Source organism: Pseudoalteromonas sp. GB43 (assembly GCF_054923805.1).
On sequence record NZ_JBPCHJ010000001.1, the window covers coordinates 98,766 to 115,025 of the forward strand.

19 protein-coding genes and 3 pseudogenes are annotated in these 16,260 nt (G+C 38.1%); 8 read left to right on the forward strand and 14 right to left on the reverse strand.

Translation table 11 applies throughout. The features are described 5' to 3' along the window. Window positions 1–3: 3 nt before the first annotated feature. Complete coding sequence (locus ACRWSG_RS00520) at window positions 4–1,155, reverse strand: glycosyltransferase (RefSeq protein ID WP_054553826.1); 1,152 nt, start codon at window positions 1,153–1,155, stop codon at window positions 4–6. Between the two features lie 220 nt (window positions 1,156–1,375). Between ACRWSG_RS00520 and ACRWSG_RS00525 the strand changes: the two genes are divergently transcribed. The 3 genes from ACRWSG_RS00525 (at window position 1,376) to ACRWSG_RS00535 (ending at window position 2,695) form a co-directional block, all read left to right on the forward strand. Continuing rightward, the gene (locus ACRWSG_RS00525; RefSeq protein WP_462165338.1) at window positions 1,376–1,792 is read left to right on the forward strand and encodes a glycosyltransferase family 2 protein; all 417 of its coding nucleotides are present in this window, start codon (window positions 1,376–1,378) and stop codon (window positions 1,790–1,792) included. Between the two features lie 94 nt (window positions 1,793–1,886). Continuing rightward, window positions 1,887–2,291: a hypothetical protein gene (locus ACRWSG_RS00530; RefSeq protein WP_462165339.1), complete on the forward strand. Its 405-nt coding sequence runs from the start codon at window positions 1,887–1,889 to the stop codon at window positions 2,289–2,291. Then, window positions 2,291–2,695, forward strand: a complete 405-nt coding sequence (locus tag ACRWSG_RS00535) for a response regulator (RefSeq protein WP_054553824.1) — start codon at window positions 2,291–2,293, stop codon at window positions 2,693–2,695. The genes ACRWSG_RS00530 and ACRWSG_RS00535 overlap by 1 nt, the downstream gene beginning before the upstream one ends. Here ACRWSG_RS00535 and ACRWSG_RS00540 read toward each other — a convergent pair. The 4 genes and pseudogenes from ACRWSG_RS00540 to ACRWSG_RS00555 form a co-directional block, all read right to left on the reverse strand. Next, window positions 2,668–3,579, reverse strand: a complete 912-nt coding sequence (locus ACRWSG_RS00540) for an endonuclease/exonuclease/phosphatase family protein (protein WP_462165340.1) — start codon at window positions 3,577–3,579, stop codon at window positions 2,668–2,670. The genes ACRWSG_RS00535 and ACRWSG_RS00540 overlap by 28 nt on opposite strands. Before the next feature lie 181 nt (window positions 3,580–3,760). Continuing rightward, window positions 3,761–4,197 (reverse strand): annotated as a pseudogene (locus ACRWSG_RS00545) (acyl-CoA thioesterase). 5 nt (window positions 4,198–4,202) lie between these two features. Beyond that, entirely contained in the window at window positions 4,203–5,021 is an 819-nt protein-coding gene (locus ACRWSG_RS00550) for a M23 family metallopeptidase (protein ID WP_194441472.1), read from the reverse strand. Next, a complete protein-coding gene (locus ACRWSG_RS00555) occupies window positions 5,014–5,871 on the reverse strand; it encodes a 6-carboxytetrahydropterin synthase (RefSeq protein ID WP_194441473.1) in 858 nt (285 codons plus the stop codon). The genes ACRWSG_RS00550 and ACRWSG_RS00555 overlap by 8 nt, the downstream gene beginning before the upstream one ends. A gap of 207 nt (window positions 5,872–6,078) precedes the next feature. On the opposite strand from ACRWSG_RS00555, the gene fabA reads away from it, so the two are divergent. Beyond that, window positions 6,079–6,594: a bifunctional 3-hydroxydecanoyl-ACP dehydratase/trans-2-decenoyl-ACP isomerase gene (fabA, locus tag ACRWSG_RS00560; protein WP_462165341.1), complete on the forward strand. Its 516-nt coding sequence runs from the start codon at window positions 6,079–6,081 to the stop codon at window positions 6,592–6,594. Between the two features lie 64 nt (window positions 6,595–6,658). Here fabA and rmf read toward each other — a convergent pair whose 3' ends face one another. Next, complete coding sequence (rmf, locus tag ACRWSG_RS00565; RefSeq protein WP_462165342.1) at window positions 6,659–6,829, reverse strand: ribosome modulation factor; 171 nt, start codon at window positions 6,827–6,829, stop codon at window positions 6,659–6,661. 373 nt (window positions 6,830–7,202) lie between these two features. Between rmf and acuR the strand changes: the two genes are divergently transcribed. Both acuR and acuI read left to right on the forward strand, forming a co-directional pair. After that, complete coding sequence (gene acuR, locus ACRWSG_RS00570) at window positions 7,203–7,835, forward strand: acrylate utilization transcriptional regulator AcuR (protein ID WP_054553818.1); 633 nt, start codon at window positions 7,203–7,205, stop codon at window positions 7,833–7,835. A 61-nt stretch (window positions 7,836–7,896) separates the two neighbouring features. Next, window positions 7,897–8,885: pseudogene (acuI, locus tag ACRWSG_RS00575) on the forward strand (acrylyl-CoA reductase (NADPH)). Window positions 8,886–8,933: 48 nt separating this feature from the next. On the opposite strand, the gene ACRWSG_RS00580 reads toward acuI, so the two are convergent. Further along, window positions 8,934–9,098, reverse strand: coding sequence for a hypothetical protein (locus ACRWSG_RS00580; RefSeq protein WP_462165343.1), 165 nt, complete (start codon window positions 9,096–9,098; stop codon window positions 8,934–8,936). A gap of 34 nt (window positions 9,099–9,132) precedes the next feature. Further along, complete coding sequence (locus ACRWSG_RS00585; RefSeq protein WP_462165344.1) at window positions 9,133–9,501, reverse strand: hypothetical protein; 369 nt, start codon at window positions 9,499–9,501, stop codon at window positions 9,133–9,135. A 183-nt stretch (window positions 9,502–9,684) separates the two neighbouring features. On the opposite strand from ACRWSG_RS00585, the gene ACRWSG_RS00590 reads away from it, so the two are divergent. Both ACRWSG_RS00590 and gloA read left to right on the forward strand, forming a co-directional pair. Continuing rightward, window positions 9,685–10,101 (forward strand): VF530 family protein, encoded by a 417-nt coding sequence (locus ACRWSG_RS00590; RefSeq protein WP_063705328.1) that lies wholly within the window; start codon window positions 9,685–9,687, stop codon window positions 10,099–10,101. 195 nt (window positions 10,102–10,296) lie between these two features. Next, window positions 10,297–10,827 carry a lactoylglutathione lyase gene (gloA, locus tag ACRWSG_RS00595; protein ID WP_462165345.1) on the forward strand — a complete coding sequence of 177 codons (531 nt, stop codon included), beginning with the start codon at window positions 10,297–10,299 and terminating at the stop codon, window positions 10,825–10,827. A 169-nt stretch (window positions 10,828–10,996) separates the two neighbouring features. Here gloA and ACRWSG_RS00600 read toward each other — a convergent pair whose 3' ends face one another. From ACRWSG_RS00600 to mmsB, 6 genes and pseudogenes are all read right to left on the reverse strand, one after another. Next, a complete protein-coding gene (locus ACRWSG_RS00600) occupies window positions 10,997–11,395 on the reverse strand; it encodes a biotin/lipoyl-containing protein (protein WP_462165346.1) in 399 nt (132 codons plus the stop codon). Window positions 11,396–11,409: 14 nt separating this feature from the next. Continuing rightward, complete coding sequence (locus ACRWSG_RS00605) at window positions 11,410–12,081, reverse strand: RDD family protein (RefSeq protein WP_462165347.1); 672 nt, start codon at window positions 12,079–12,081, stop codon at window positions 11,410–11,412. A gap of 38 nt (window positions 12,082–12,119) precedes the next feature. Further along, entirely contained in the window at window positions 12,120–13,940 is a 1,821-nt protein-coding gene (locus ACRWSG_RS00610) for a protein kinase domain-containing protein (RefSeq protein ID WP_462165348.1), read from the reverse strand. Between the two features lie 55 nt (window positions 13,941–13,995). After that, window positions 13,996–14,484, reverse strand: coding sequence for a hypothetical protein (locus ACRWSG_RS00615; protein ID WP_462165349.1), 489 nt, complete (start codon window positions 14,482–14,484; stop codon window positions 13,996–13,998). Window positions 14,485–14,592: 108 nt separating this feature from the next. After that, window positions 14,593–15,354: an SDR family oxidoreductase gene (locus ACRWSG_RS00620; protein WP_462165350.1), complete on the reverse strand. Its 762-nt coding sequence runs from the start codon at window positions 15,352–15,354 to the stop codon at window positions 14,593–14,595. A 9-nt stretch (window positions 15,355–15,363) separates the two neighbouring features. Beyond that, a pseudogene (gene mmsB, locus ACRWSG_RS00625) lies at window positions 15,364–16,253 on the reverse strand (3-hydroxyisobutyrate dehydrogenase). Window positions 16,254–16,260: the final 7 nt, after the last annotated feature.

Here is a 16,260-nt window from a genome sequence, read left to right on the forward strand (position 1 = left end):
TCCTTACAAAGCTTCAACCCACTTTGATAGTTGTTTAGCCTGGTTAAATGCATTGTAGTGCTGATTAACATGTTGTTTTGCATTTTGGCCGAGTAAATAGCGTTTATGAGGTGACAACTGATGAAATTTATAAAGCATCTTGCTAATACCAGAGATACTGCTAGGCATACATTTCATGCCAACATTAGGCGTAACAATTTCATTCGCACCCATTAAAGTGGTTGTTAAAACGGGTAAACCACATGCCATTGCCTCTTTTAAAACCAGTGGCCCTGTATCTCGGTCACCATTTTTAGCGACACAAAATGGGGCAATCAAAGCTGAATAATTCACTAGGTTTTCACTTACCCAAGCATGAGGTTTTTCACCTAGAAACCTGACTGACTTTCTTACGCCAAGCTCTTCAGCCATATACATTAGGTCGTTGATCATTGGACCGTCGCCAACGATATCTAAAGTAATACCAAATTCTTTAGGCATATGTTTAAGAGCTGGTAATAAGAATTGAAGCCCTTTCTTTTCGACTAGCCTACCTATAAAAATTAACCTTACAGATTCACTTAATGATGAAGGTGTTTGGTTAAATTTTGTAGTATCGATACCGCAGTGAAGTAATTTCACGTTACTTTTTTCGCATTTTTTAAACTGCATAGCCATTTCTTCACACACAGCGACAGAGAAATCACATAAAGCTAATTTCGAGTTTAAATCGGCACTATTTACATAAACATCATGGCCATGCCCTATCGAAGAGACAGTGATATTTGCCATTTTCGCAGCAACAATGCCATATGCTAAAGGGCCATGCATAAAATGGCAGTGCAAATGATCTATTTTTGCAACTTTAAGGTACTGAGCAATTTTGTAGCCATAGCCAATAAGAGATTGTGTAGATATCGAGCGAAACTGGATTGCAGTATTTATTGCTTTACTGAGTTTCACAACATTAAACATTGCGGGAAGTATTTTTTTAAAGTCAGGCTTTTCAATCTCTTTGACTTCTATTGCACTTGATAAATTAATCAACACAGAGGTTTTTTCAAAAGTGAATACCGTCACTTTATGTCCAGCATCTAGAAGTGCATTAATTTCTGTGACAACAAATGTTTCTGATGCAACTGGGAAACTCGGAACTAAGATAGCGATGTGTTTCATAAAATGCTCCTACTAAAATATATGTAGAAACAAGGGCAATAACCATACCTGCTTTTTATGGGGTACTTTTCTCAATTTGAGACGTCAAATCTATAAATAATTGCAAAATGCAACGCACAAAAAGAAAAATCATAGAATTATAGCCAATATCGAGCTAATAAAAGTGGCTTCTAAATTGCGTACTACAAGAATAATATGTTTAAGTTTTTGGAGTAATCTTATGTCTACTCAAGTTAGTGTAATCATCCCTAATTACAATTGTCTCAAGTATTTAGAGACATGCATAAACAGTATTTACCAACAAAATGATGTTAATTTTGAAATTATTATTGTTGATGATGGGTCTACTGACGGAAGCATAGACTACTTACAACAACTCGCTAAAACAAATAAAGAAGTACGTTTATTTACGCAAAATAGGAAAGGTGTCGTGGCAGCAAGAAACTTGGCCATCACACAAGCAAATTCAGAGTATGTTGCATTTTTAGATGCAGACGATTACTGGTCAAAAGATAAACTAGCTAAACAGTTAGCCTTTCATACCGAGCATCCAGAGTGCGTACTAAGTTTTACAGACTACATGCACTTTAATGAAAAAAATGAAGACATAATCAGCTGTTTTGACTACTGGACCTGAATTCGACAGCAATAGAACGAACACAGAATTTCATTTGCTGAAAAACCCAATAAGTCAAATGATAACAACTAACATTGTTGGCACTTCATCTGTAATGGTTAAACGTGCCGCTTTGATTGACGTAGGCGGATTTGATCACAAATTAACAAGCGCAACAGATCTGGATTGTTGGTTAAAAATAGCTAAGCAAGGTGATGTAGCTTACAGCTCTTTGTGCGCAATGCACTACTTGATGCGAGCAAACTCAATAACTGCTAATAGAGAAAATCGATTAGCCGCAATGGTTGAAATTATACGCAGGAATCAATACGGGGTTACAAAAGGAGAATTAAAGAAAATAAAAGCACGTTTAAGTGAGTGTTATGGTGAGTTTTATAGAGAATTAGGTAATTACTCGAAAGCACTATCCTATTCAAATAAGGCATTTTGGCTATTTCCTCATAAGCGAAATTTTAAACATGTTCTTTATGATCTAAAACACTTATTGGGTGCAAGCTAATGAAAGAAACTGTATTAATAATTGATGATGATGAGGCAATTTTGCGCTCATTAAAACGGCTGCTAATTAGTAACTATTCTGTAGTTTGTTACAGTGATCCCTATGCAGCTATTGAATATGCGAAACAAAATGCGCTTGACCTGGTAATTTGTGATCTATTAATGCCTTCTTTGAGTGGTTTAGCTGTACTTGAGAAAATTAAGGCAGTAAAACCCTACAGTTCGCGTATGTTATTAACTGGCTATGCAGAGATGGAAGCATCTAAGCATGCAGTCAAAGATAAAGTCGCAACAATGATTACGGCAAAGCCTTGGGATAATTTTGAATTAAGTATGTTAGTAGAGATATTGATAGAAAATAGTAAATTAAGACAACTTCACTGTTTAGATAGTTTAACTTCATAGGTAAGCGACCTGTGGTCGCTACCTTTAACGAAACTAGTATTAATATTAGTTAGCCTAATTTTCTCACTTGCAATACAATGGTCAATAGGAAGACCTAAAACTGGTAAGCCATTAAATTGAATTTTAGAAGGCCAAGTTACATAAAATCCACTACGATCAAAGCAATTATTATCAGCTTCAATAAAATAGCGCGACCATGGAACCGTGTTAAAATCCCCTGCAATTAACCAATTCCCTCCTAAAGTTTTAATTTCGTTTTGCACTTTACTTAAAACAGAGTTGCGTTGCGTCCATAGAGTTCTATCTCTTGGTGATGGAGGATGAAAAACAAGGCTATTTAACATAATGTTATTATGCAAAAAACTAAGTTTTACATAGCCTAGTTTTGGATTATCAAAACGTTTAATTTGTTTTTGGATAATCGGAAGTTTTGAGATAACGATTATACCAAAAGGCGCGCCTTCAACTTCAGCATAACCAAACAAATGATATTCTGTGTTGAGATTATCAAGAACATGACGCTGTGTATCATTAAATTCTAATAACACCAGGATATCATTTTTCTCTTCTATCATTTGGTTATAGATAATCTGTTGTAAGTTAGGGTTACTATATTGTAGGTTTATTTGTGTAACCTTAATATCACCGACCTCCCTCTGATTAGATGAGTAAGGTTTAAAGTGCACTAAAGTCAAAATTGTACTTAAAACTAGTAAGCTTGATGCCATCTTTTTACTGTTAAAATAGCATAACCCTACAGGTAAAAAGCTAACTAAAATTAACTGACCTCTTAGCGCTGCGATTAAATCTAGCATATAAGAATCTAATTGATTAAAAGCTAAAAATAAAAGAACGCCATAAAGAACCAGAATTAGTAAACGCATAGCCACCCTCCTCTGATTACTTATAGTCCTATTTCTTAATTTTTGCTGAGATAATATTTACATAAAATTTAGTATGATGTGTTCTTTTGTGTGTAAAAATAAATACCCGCAGGTATTTATTTTTTAAGTTTAATACCAATTCGCTTAATTAAGTTTTATTGCGAATTGGTATAGCCGTGCTTTATTCGAAACCGTTGATCATTTTATCGCAAACAACCGGTGTTGGCGTTTGTGATTATCATCAACAGCTACAAACGTGAAACTACCAGAAATAGCTAAATGCTTATCGTCTTTGTGCATTGTTTCTAAAAAGATTTCAACGTCTACTTTAAGGCTGGTGTTTCCGACATGCACCACTTTAGAAATTAGCTCTGCAAATGTACCAGCTGGAATGGCTTCTTTAAAATCTACACGGTCTGACGAAATAGTTACAAGTGGCTTACGACAAAAACGTGTAGCAGCGATAAACGCGACCTCATCCATCCAAGCCAACGCATCACCGCCAAATAAAGTATTGTGGTGATTGGTGCGGCCAGGAAAAACAGTTTTTGTTACCGACGTTGTTGAGTCAGTAATACGCTTTGCAATAATAGCGTCACGATCGATTGGTTGTGTCATAGTCTCTACTTTTTATTAGCTAATGTGTCTTGCATCATTAGCGCAGGGTCAAGGCGTTCATTTTTCCAATTAAAACGCCAGTCTAAATGAGGGCCAGTTACGCGACCGGTTGCACCGATCTCGGCAATTTTATCGCCACGCTTAATTTCATCCCCTACTTTTACATCTAATTTGCTTAAATGAATATAAGTAGAGGTAACACCATGGCCGTGGTCAAGGATCAAGGTTCCACCAGAGTAATATAAGTCAGCATCAGCAAAAACAACTGTGCCGCTTACTGGTGCATACACTGGACTACCCGTTTTATTGGCAATGTCTAAACCAAAGTGCGGGCGGCGAGGCTCACCATTAAAGTAACGCTGGCTACCATAAACACCTGAAATACGGCCCGTTGCAGGCTTATAAACAGGATCTAAAAAGTACCGTAGGTCAGAATTGACCTGCCTCGCTTTGCGTACGGCAACAGCTTCACGGCTAATACGCTCAGACACTTCTTTAGGTGGCGAGACATATTTTTTTGCAACACCGGTGATTTTGTCAATTTTGTAATCACGCTTAGTGATCACAATTGCTTGTTCGTGGCTTACACCCGCACTATCAACCCAAGAAAGGCTATGATTTGTCTTAGCATCACGACCAAAGCCGAACACAAACTCACCATTTGTTGAAAGCTTAAGAGACTCACCATTGAAGCTAACACTTTTAGCGCCTTCAATTTGGCCTGTTACTAAACCGCCTTGAGTTAAATGTCCTTTTAATTCAACAGCACTTGCAGTAAAAGAAAACAATCCTGCAAATGCAGCTATTAATAATCCTTTACGCATAACTGATTGACCCCTTACCAACCCCTTCGTAAGCTGTAATTTTAACTTCTGAATCAGGGTATTGGTTTTTAACTTGTGAACTTAAATAGTCTGCAATGCACTCAACCGTAGTATCGCAAGGTAAAATGTCGCAGCGTGATTTGTCTATCGCCATTTCAAAATAACCTTGCTGTGATGTATATGCAAAGCACACATCGTTTTCTTGTGCAGTTACATGCTTGAGGTCTGATTTATTGATTTCATCTTCAGCTGTTGCTAGATAAATGTCTTCCCATTTATCTGCCCACTCTTTTTGTAAGCGAGGCATAGCCATACCATCAAGGCTAATACCAATTTGTGAGCGATGGCCATGAATAATCCGCTGACAATTACCATCGTGCTTTTTAAGACCATGGCTGTAATGATAGTAAAAACTTTGGCTATGCTCTGGGTATAAAGTAATTTCAATCTTTTCAATGTTGCTAGGTAGCTCAGGCATAATTGTTTTAATTAAAAACTCGGTTACCGACTTTTCATCAATAACATCAGCATCGATTAAACAATATGCTTGGTTAGGAGCACTCATAGCTAAGTGATAATTATCACCGAAATGACAATCTAGCACGCTGTGCTCAGCATGCTGTGTTAGTGAACCGTTTAGTGTGGCAGGCACAGCAAGTTTATGGTCGATACAGTTATCAATAATGCCCTTGATTTGCTTTTTAACTAAGCCAAAATCAAGCACCATCGACTCATCATTTAATTGACCGTGCAGAGTTAAATCCACAATCCAGCTCTCGCCAACTGCGCCGCGTTTATTACACAAGTAAGAAAAATCAATCACTGTCAGTGAGTTTACAAAAAGGATCATAAATTTCCTTTAGACTGGTTAAAGAATCACAGCAATTATAATGATTTTTACTTCACAATGCGCGGTTTTATCTCCCTTTATCAGCTACAGTTTAATTAAATGGTCATAAAACAAGCGAAAAATAGTAAATAATTAACTGCTCCGAGTTGTTTAGCGTACAAGTGTACGCTAAAGTACGGGGCAATTTCTAAGCGATGAATGAGAGTTATGGAACCTAAAAACAGCTATACAAAAGAAGAATTGGTCCTTTGCGGTCAAGGTGAAATGTTCGGTGAAGGCAACTGTCGTTTACCAAGTGACAACATGTTAATGATGGACCGCATTATCTCTATCACTGCTGATGGTGGTGAGCACGGTAAAGGCCAAATCGTTGCAGAACTAGATATCAACCCTGATCTTTGGTTCTTCGACTGTCACTTTAAAGGTGACCCAGTAATGCCTGGTTGTCTTGGTCTTGACGCTATGTGGCAATTAGTTGGTTTCTTCCTAGGTTGGTCTGGTGGTCCAGGTCTTGGTCGTGCACTTGGTGTAGGTGAAGTTAAATTCACAGGTCAAATCTTACCGACAGCTAAAAAAGTAACTTATCGTTTAGACATGAAGCGTGTAATTAAACGTAAATTATTCATGGGGATGGCTGATGGTACTGTAGAAGTAGATGGCCGCGTAATCTATGAAACAAAAGATTTTAAAGTAGGTCTTTTCCAAGATACATCTGCATTCTAATATGAATGTGTAGATACAAAAAAGCCCCAAAGTGGGGCTTTTTTGCGTAAATAAGGTGCCTATTTTAAGTTTTAAACATATTTCGGTTTTCAATGGCTTCTCGCCAGCCGCCTAACCATTCTGATTTAGGGTCTATTTGTTGATAAGGGCATTGTTCTTTGGAACGGTTTGCCAAGCCTGCTTTATAACCTTGAGAATGAGCTCTTTCTAAACGATCTCTTTTCTGTCTCTTCATAGGTAATATCCTCACCTTTTATATTTATAGATATGTAGCGAAATTGACATCTACATTTAATGAATAGTTAATAAAACTGTTAAATTCAAATAGCAAAAAGCAATTAAATAAATTGACAATAACTAACGTGCTGATGCTCAAATGAATTAACATTTTAAATGACTAGGTGGTCGTACCTCTTTAACTAAAACCATCTATTAATACACTTAAATTCAGCTAAAAACGATACAGCTCTTTTAGCTTCAATATTTGTGACCTAGCCTATTTCTACAAAGTTCCCAATTAAATTGTAATCATGACAAATTTGTGATGATTACAATTTAGTCTATTTATTACTTGCATATTAAAAACCGATCGGTCTAATATGGTGCTCATGGAAACAAATAACTCTGTGCCGAGCCGTCGTGGCAGGCCACCAAAAATAGCGCGTTCAAATGCAGATACGCGTGCCCTACTAATTAATACAGGGTTAGCCGTATTAACTGAAAAAGGCTTTAGCGCAACCGGCATTGATTTAATCTTAAAATCAGCACAAGTACCTAAGGGATCTTTTTATCATTACTTTAAAAGTAAAAATGATTTCGGCTTGGCACTCATAGATGCTTACGACAGCTATTTTCAGGCAAAGTTAAAACGCCACCTAGCAAACGATGCAACAACCCCTCTTGAAAGGATTGTACTGTTTGCTAATGACGCTAAACAAGGCATGGCAAAGTTTGAGTTTAATCGCGGCTGCTTAATTGGTAATTTAAACCAAGAGCTCAGCTACCTTAATGAAGCAATGATTGCACGTATTAAGCAGGCTTACACCAGCTGGCAAGCTCTAATTGAACACTGCTTGATAGACGCAAAGCAGCAAAAACAAATACCTCAATCATCAGATTGTAAAATGCTTGCTGAGTTCTTCTGGATTGGCTGGGAAGGCGCAGTGATGCGCTCTAAACTTGATAAATCAAGTGAACCGCTTACCCTTTATACAGCACAATTTTTACGCTTAATTTTATAAAGCCGTTTTAATACGGTTTTATTTTAACCATTAAAAGACGATCGGTCTAAAAGGAGTCAACATGACAACATCAGTAAAATCGGTAGTTATCAACAAAGATGATCAAGGCTATCGTGCCGAATACACAGACTTTCCTGTAGAGAGCATCCACCAGCACGATGTAAATATTGATGTTGACTACAGCACTTTGAATTACAAAGATGCTTTAGCGATTACGGGTAAAGGCCCTGTGGTAAGAACATTTCCAATGATCCCAGGTATTGACCTTGCAGGCACAGTGACTGAGTCTAAAAGTGATGAATTTAAAGTAGGTGATAAAGTCTTGTTAAATGGCTTTAGTGTTGGTGAGAAATACCTCGGTGGTTTAAGTGCAAAAGCATCTATGAGTGCAGATTGGCTTATCCCCCTTCCCGCTAATTTAACACCAAAACAAGCAATGCAAATTGGTACTGCGGGGTATACCGCAATGCTTAGTATTATCGCTTTAGAAAAACAAGGGATCACGCCTCAAAGCGGTGAAATTCTGGTCACTGGAGCCAATGGCGGCGTGGGCAGTTTTGCTATCTATTTACTTAATAAGCTTGGCTTTGATGTTGTTGCCACAACAAACGCATGAACGAAGCAGATCATCTTGAAAAATTAGGCGCAAAACGTGTTTTATCTCGCGATGAATTCTCTGCACCTGGTAAACCACTGGCAAAAGAGCAATTCGCTGGTGCAATTGATTCTGTGGGTAGCCACACCCTTGCAAATGTGTGTGCATCGATTAAATACGGTGGTGTTGTAACAGCCTGTGGTTTAGCACAAGGTATGGACTTTCCGGCAACGGTAGCGCCGTTTATCCTTCGTGGCATTAGCCTAATGGGTATTGATAGTGTAATGCGCCCTAAAGCTGACCGAATTGAAGCATGGCAACGTTTAAGTGAGTTAGTTGAGGCGCAGTACCTAGATACTATTTCACAAGAAGTCCCGCTTTCTGACGCCGTTGCAAATGCAGAAGCCCTATTAAAAGGTGAAATACGTGGCCGTGTAGTAGTTAATTGTAAGTAATAGATTTAAAGGCTCTAAACACCTTAGAGCCTTTTTAAAAAAAAGAATTTAAACACCAAACGCCGCAAGCTTTTCGTTTAGTTCTTCCTTTGAAATTAATTGCATATCGTACTGTTTTTTAACTTTACGAATATTATCAAAATTATCCAATTTAAGCTGAGCTCTAGCTAATTTATCCTGCATCTCTTTTTCTGTTAATACATCCAGTTTCACAGCTTTCTCTAGCTTTTCTTTTTCTTCATCAAACTCACGTTGAAAAATTGCTTTTTCTTGTAGAATTATCTGATTCTTTTAATTTTTTCTCAATTTCTACTGCTTCTTTCTCAAGCTCTATTTTTTTCTCTAAAAGAGGCTCTATTCTGTCGAGTGTATCTTTTAGAACAGCTTCAACATTTTCACCCTTATTATCGACTAAATTAGATACATACTTTTTACCAATGTCTTGGTAAGCAATATTTAGTTGCCCGTTAATTGAAGTAATTTCAGAATTAATCGCTGAAAGCTTTGATTTTTCTTTCGACGCAGTAGAGATATCACTGGTTAGTTTAGAGGTTGATTCACTAATATTTGTTCCAATTGTATTAGCTTGTGTTTTGATCTTATCAAAAAGTCCCATTTATAGATTCCTTAATCAATTTAATAAATTAGCCTCATGCCAATTCAAGCGCATAGATTACCCATATAAGGTAAACATGTAAACTTTTAAAATGGTTCGTATATCAAATTGATAAGCGGTATCTAAATTAGATCTTTCAAATTATAATTAACTAATTACGTAAACAATAAACAAGAGCATGATATGAGTAATAAAGAAATTTTCAGCAATAACCCGCTACAAGGTGTTGGTATTGAGCAAGTCGTAACAGAGCTTGTCGAACAATATGGCTGGGAATTACTCCACGCCTATATGCGGTTGAACTGCTTTAAGAATAATCCAGATGTTAAATCTGCGGTTAAGTTTTTACGTAAAACCCAATGGGCTCAAGAAAAAGTCGAGAACTTTTATTTGTATCGTCTTAAAAACTTACCACGCCCAGACAATGTCAACTACGAATTACCGCCACGCGATCGCGTGATCCCTGCTGATCAAAAACCAGGTGAACCGTGTGAGTTAAGTTTTACCGACGCCAAACGCATCCACGCTAAAAAAGAAGCTAAACAACTTGCTCGAGCTCGTAAACAACGTTCAAGTGCGAGTAATCCTTGGGGTAATTAAGCTTTAAGTTTTGAGCTATAAGCTTTTAGCTGTAAGTTGAAATGAGCCGCCTGTTAGGGCGGTTTTTTATTTGAGTTAGCAAGTTAAGATTTAAGGGCTATTTAAAGACGTCAATATTATTTTTATTAATTTAAGGGTAACGTGGTTATGTTAGACTGAATTAATCATCATTAATGTCATTAAAAAAGGATGTGTATGTCTAACTACAACGAATCACCTGAACAAATCGCAAATGCAACGCAAGGTTATGTAATGCAACAGACAATGTTGCGCATTAAAGATCCAAAGCCTTCTTTAGATTTCTATCAAAATGTTTTAGGTATGAAGTTACTTGGTAAATATGACTTCCCTAAAATGGAGTTTACGCTGTACTTTTTAGGTTATGAGCAAGACATGCCAACAGGCAGCGATAAAGAAAAAGCACAGTGGGTATTTCGCCGCCCTGCTCTTGTCGAGCTTACACATAATTGGGGCACTGAAAACGACGACAGTTTTGCTGGATACCATAGTGGAAATGATGAACCAAAAGGCTTTGGTCATATCGGTATTAGCGTGCCAGATGTGTACGCAGCATGCGAGCGTTTTGCAAAATATGATGTTGAGTTTGTCAAAAAACCAGACGATGGCTCAATGAAAGGCTTAGCCTTTATTAAAGACCCAGATGGTTATTGGATAGAAATACTTTCTGCTGAAGGGATCACTGAGATCATTGAAGAGCATAAGTAAGGCTGCCCCTTTAATAACCTGCTATTTAGCAGGTTATTGAATTTTTCATTTTAAGGTTTTACTTATTAACTCAGAGTTCTCTTTAAAATGAAGATTCCATTAATTATCATTTGGTCATTGTTTAGCTTTAAATACACCTGTTAAAAGCCAAATAACATCATCTTCTCAGTTACAAACTTGTATAAATAATACCTACAATAGCCACAAAAAAAAGAACTAGCAGCCAATAATGTTGAACTTGATGGTTCTTACTCTTTTTATCTGAGGTGTTTACTTTAGATGTAGCATTTTCCTTCGGTGTAGAGTGAACAAATCTAATTTCAACGTTTTCATCAGGTAACATCATCCCAACTACTTGGTTAGCAGTAACATAATCCCCAGCTTTAACCTTAAATTCACTAATTTCACCTGCTTCAGACGCTTGAATTTCTAATATTGTTTTATCTGTTTCTATATCAAAGAGGGGGGAATTAACTAAAACAATATCGCCAACATCTACATGAACATTTGCTACCTTAACATCGCCAATATCATTTGGTAATTCAGGTATTTTTATTGGGATTGACATAGTCGCGCTCCTTATTACAACCTAACAACAACCGTTTTACCAATGAAGTCATGTATTGCACGACGCTTTTCATTAAACAGCATGGTTATAAATTCTGACAATGCCCATACTGTAGCTAAAGAACTCAAACCCATAATTAAATAAGTTAAAAACTCATGTATGCTACCTAGTTGTTGTAACGATATTGAAATAGATAAAAGTAGTAGTATCCAAGATGAGTTAATAGCAATATTTACAGATTCTCGGCGAACCGATTGTTTAAGATTAATATCTGTTTCAGTGTCATGATCGAGGACTTTAACATCCATCACCATCTTACCAAGAGTTTGGCCATAAAACCCATGCATAAAAACAACGTAGCCAATATACTGAACGCCATTAACGGCTTGTAAAACCATGTTTTGGTTAGAGTATTCAACGCCAAAGAGTAAGCATTCAATATAAAGTAATGCTGTAAATATTAAACCATCAATAATCGCGGCCCAAAAACGAGGCCAAAAAGTAGCATACCTTTTATTCGTTTCTAGCTCTTCAAACTCTGCTTTTATTTCTGGGTCTTTTAATTTATTTGCAATCTCTAATTCTAACTCTTGTGCTCTTTGTGGGAAGCTTTCTTTATCAATATACTTTTGAGCATCTAATAGCTCATCCAATGAATAATTTTTATAATTTGGGGTGTAGTCCATGTTTGTTATTCTCCTTACTGCTTTAATTTAGTCAGCTTTTAGCATTCAGCTCTTTTTGGATCTCTTGGATAAAACTCATCGGGCTGTTTAGTGCACAAATCAAATTCACGGGTATTTTTGTAAGGTAGCTTCATAAAGCCTGCCACACCAACATCGGTAATATTGACTGCATATTGCATAAGCTTACTTAATAAACGTTTAAATTCAGGTTCTTTACTGGCATCCAGCAGACGATAGTAATGATGTATTTTCATCCTATCAGGTAAGGCTTCGAAAATGATACAGCCCGTGTGGTGTATTTGGTTTAGCTCAAATACGCACTTTATGACCTTTTTCGGGAGCTGTAATTGCTCATCAGGGTCTTTACCATCTTCAAAGTAAGAGTGCGGTCTGGTTACGTCTGAGGCTTGCACATCCATTACTTCGTAATCAAGCTCAGGTAAATGTTCAAACTTAAAAGCACCGGTGCCATCACGCTCTAGCTGAATGGTCTTACGCGCATCAAACAAACAACATTTAAAGAGACCTTTTTGTTCAATCCCTTGTGCTAACATTACCGTGTTGTTAATCGCATCGGTAAACGCTGTGCCGAGCGTTTCATCATGCAAAATAAGGGAAGATTCAACAAACAGTGAGTTTTCTTTCCAATGAAAACTTAGGCCCCCTACTACTGGGTATTTTGCTAATCGGCTTATTGAGGCCAAAAATGCTTTTTCGGTGTCGCCGGTATCAAATAAAAACTCTTTGTAGTATCTGTCGAGCTGGGCATCGTTTACATCAAGTAATTGCTGATTATGATCGGCTTGTCTTAAAAATTGCTTACGTGAGCTATAAACAACCGTGTCTGGGTGCTCATCAAACTCACTAAACCAATAAGGAATATAAGGGCGAATGACCTTACGGGGCAGCTCAGGGAGGTAAGCTTTAGCCATTGTCGGCATGTTTCGCATAAAATAATCACCAGCGCCATCGCGAGTGGCCTTATTTTTTGAAAGCATACCGTCAATAACCCGGGCAAGCTCCATAGGTAAATTCAGGCTTGTAGCCGGAATCACCGCAGCTCCGAACCGGCAAGATTGTGCATATGTCAGTGCATAAAGAGTTGAGGCAACACCTTGTTCATCAAAACGTGGCGATGACTGCCCGCCTGACATTTGCTCATCACCAATAAAATACACATCACCCATACGTGCATTAGTGGTGCTGATATCAGCAGACATAAGATCCATAAAATTGCTGGCAACCGGATTACCTTCAGCGTCTATTTGTGCATAAACAGAGCTGCCCCAATCTACCAACGACAACTTATTGGTTTGTTCGTCATAAACAATGTTAGAGGGTTTAATATCGCCATGCACAATTGGCTGTGGGCTTAAGCCATTTTTATGCTCGCGTAAATCTACCAGCACATTACGTAGCCTAAGAGCAAGCGCCATGACTTTTGCTGCACTAAAACGCCCCTGCTTGATGGAAATTTTTTCTAAGTCTTCACCTAGAGCCCGCTCCATCATTAAAATGCCTTGCTTTTTAATGCGCTCAAAGGCATAAAATTTTGGCACAAGCGGATTATTAACTTGCGAGAGCATGTACGCTTCGTCTTCTAGACGGTCACGTACACTTTGCGCTAGGGTTATCCGAGAAAACTTAAATACCCAAGGTAAGTCTTCATCATCGACACCGGCAAAAACAAATCCAAACGCACCAGAACCAATTAATTCAACGTCACTGTAACCAAGCAAAGTAAGCTGTTTAATACAAATATTAAGCCATTGACGGTGCTTTTTAGCATCATGGTGAGACAGCAAATAAACAGACTGTTCTTCATTGATATAAAAATTGCGGATTTGTTTGGGATTCACTACATCTCTCAAAGTTAAGCGGCTTTTAACCGCTTAATTATTGAATGCTAGGCAGTTAATTACAAGGCTTTTGCTCTTCGATGATCCAGCCTTGATCTTTCATAAGCAGCTCTGATATTGCAAAGGTTAAGCAGCCAAAAATGACTAACTCTAATAAGGTAAGAATATCAGCGGCAAAACACCAGCCTAAAATCCCTGCAAATAAAAATGGGATTGCTTTTAAATACCAAGCAATTTGTCGGGTTTTACCATATGTGAGTTGATAACTGTGAACTAGCTCCCCCTCACACTCTAATGTGATGGTAGAAGAAAACTTCCTGAATAAAGTCACTGAAACTGTTAATTGGCAGGTTTTACCATCAATATTAAATTTATGAACAGATTTTGTTTTAAAGTTACGTGATTCTGCTATTAATTCACCGTCTACTTTCAGAACTTCTTTACCTGAGTAAGCAGAACCCCAGTATTCAATTAAATGTTCACCCAGTTTGAAGTTGGCTTTAATTCCCTTGCTCATTGATACTGTAATGCCATCAGTGTTCATAAAAAACCTCCTTATCATTATGAATTTAAAATACTTTAAAAATAAAAAAACGGCAAGCTAGGCTTACCGTTTTGGTACTTTCAATGGGTAAAGGGTTACCATTTCAAACTAAAGGCGGATACCGCCATCAATTTCAATAACACGACCTGTAAAGAAGTCATTCTCTACAATGTATTGTGCTGTTTGAGCAATTTCATCTGCTTCACCAAAACGACCCACTGGCGTTACCGTCATCATGCGTTGTTTTGCTTCTGGTTTCATTGCATCTGTCATTGCTGTGCGAATAACACCTGGTGCGATTGCACCAACACGGATACCAAAGCGACCTAATTCTTTCGCCCAACCCGTTGTCATCGCAACCACACCGGCTTTAGACGCAGCATAGTTTGTTTGGCCAATATTACCTGCACGAGCAACACTCGACATATTAACGATAACGCCGCCTTTGCCAGACTCAATCATGTGACTCGCAGCTTCACGTCCTGCTAAGAATACACCAGTTAGGTTCACATCAATCACAGATTGAAATTGACCCAGCGACATTTTATCTACCACTTTGCCTTCTTTTGCTTTGATAAACATACCATCGCGTAAGATACCTGCGTTATTAATTAACACGCCGATATGGCCAAAGTCTTTGTTAATCGTGTTAAACGTTGCTACTACAGCGTCTTCATCTGTAACATTAGCAGCATACGCCATGACTTTTGTGCCATGCTTGGCAAGCGTTGATACTGCAGTATCTAGTACATCTTGTTGCATATCGATAAGGGCGATGTTCGCGCCAAGGGATGCAAATTTCTCGGCCATAGCAAAGCCTAAACCTTGCGCACCACCGGTAATTACGATGTTGTTGTTTTTAATTTCCACAACAATCTCCTACTTCGAGAATAATTTAAAAATAGCACTAAAATCATCACTACCCGCACCTTGATGCTGAAGCATAGTGTATAGATTCTTCGCCATTGACCCCATTGGGGTAGATGAATTACTTTGCTGAGCCGCTTCCATAGCAAGACCTAAGTCTTTCGCCATTAAATCAACCATAAAGCCCGGTTTATAATCATTACTTGCTGGTGCTGTTTCCATTACACCAGGGCATGGGTTATAAAGCTCAAGTGTCCAGTTACGGCCAGAGCTTGCAGTCATGATGTCACTTAACACTTTTGGGTCGAGCCCGTTGTTAATTCCCATTTGTAGTGCTTCGCTAGTACCAGCCATTAAAATGCTCAGCAGCATGTTGTTACAGATTTTTGCTACTTGGTCGCACCAATATCACCAGCATGAAAGATGTTTTTACCCATATCCACTAAAGCCAGTTTGGCTTTTTCAAAGTGGCTTTGCTCACCACCGACGATAAAAGTTAAAGTACCCGCTGTTGCACCTGCAACACCACCTGATACCGGTGCATCAACAAAATCAATGCCTTTTTGAGCAAGTTCACTACCCACTTGACGCGCTGATTCTGCATCAATGGTTGAGCAGTCAATCACTAAAGTTTTGCTATCAAGTAAGTTGATAAGACCTGTTTCGCCTAAGTAAAGCGATTTAACGTGTTTGCTTGCTGGTAGCATACTGATAAAAATATCAGCGCCAATAGCACACTCAGCTGCATCGGTAGCAGCAATTGCACCTTTATCGGCAAGCTCACTGACCGCCGCTTTATTTAAGTCAAATACACGAACTGTATGACCTGCATTGACAAGGTTTGCCGCCATTGGGCCACCCATGTTGCCTAAACCAATAAATCCTATTGTTAATTTAGCCATTTGCTTA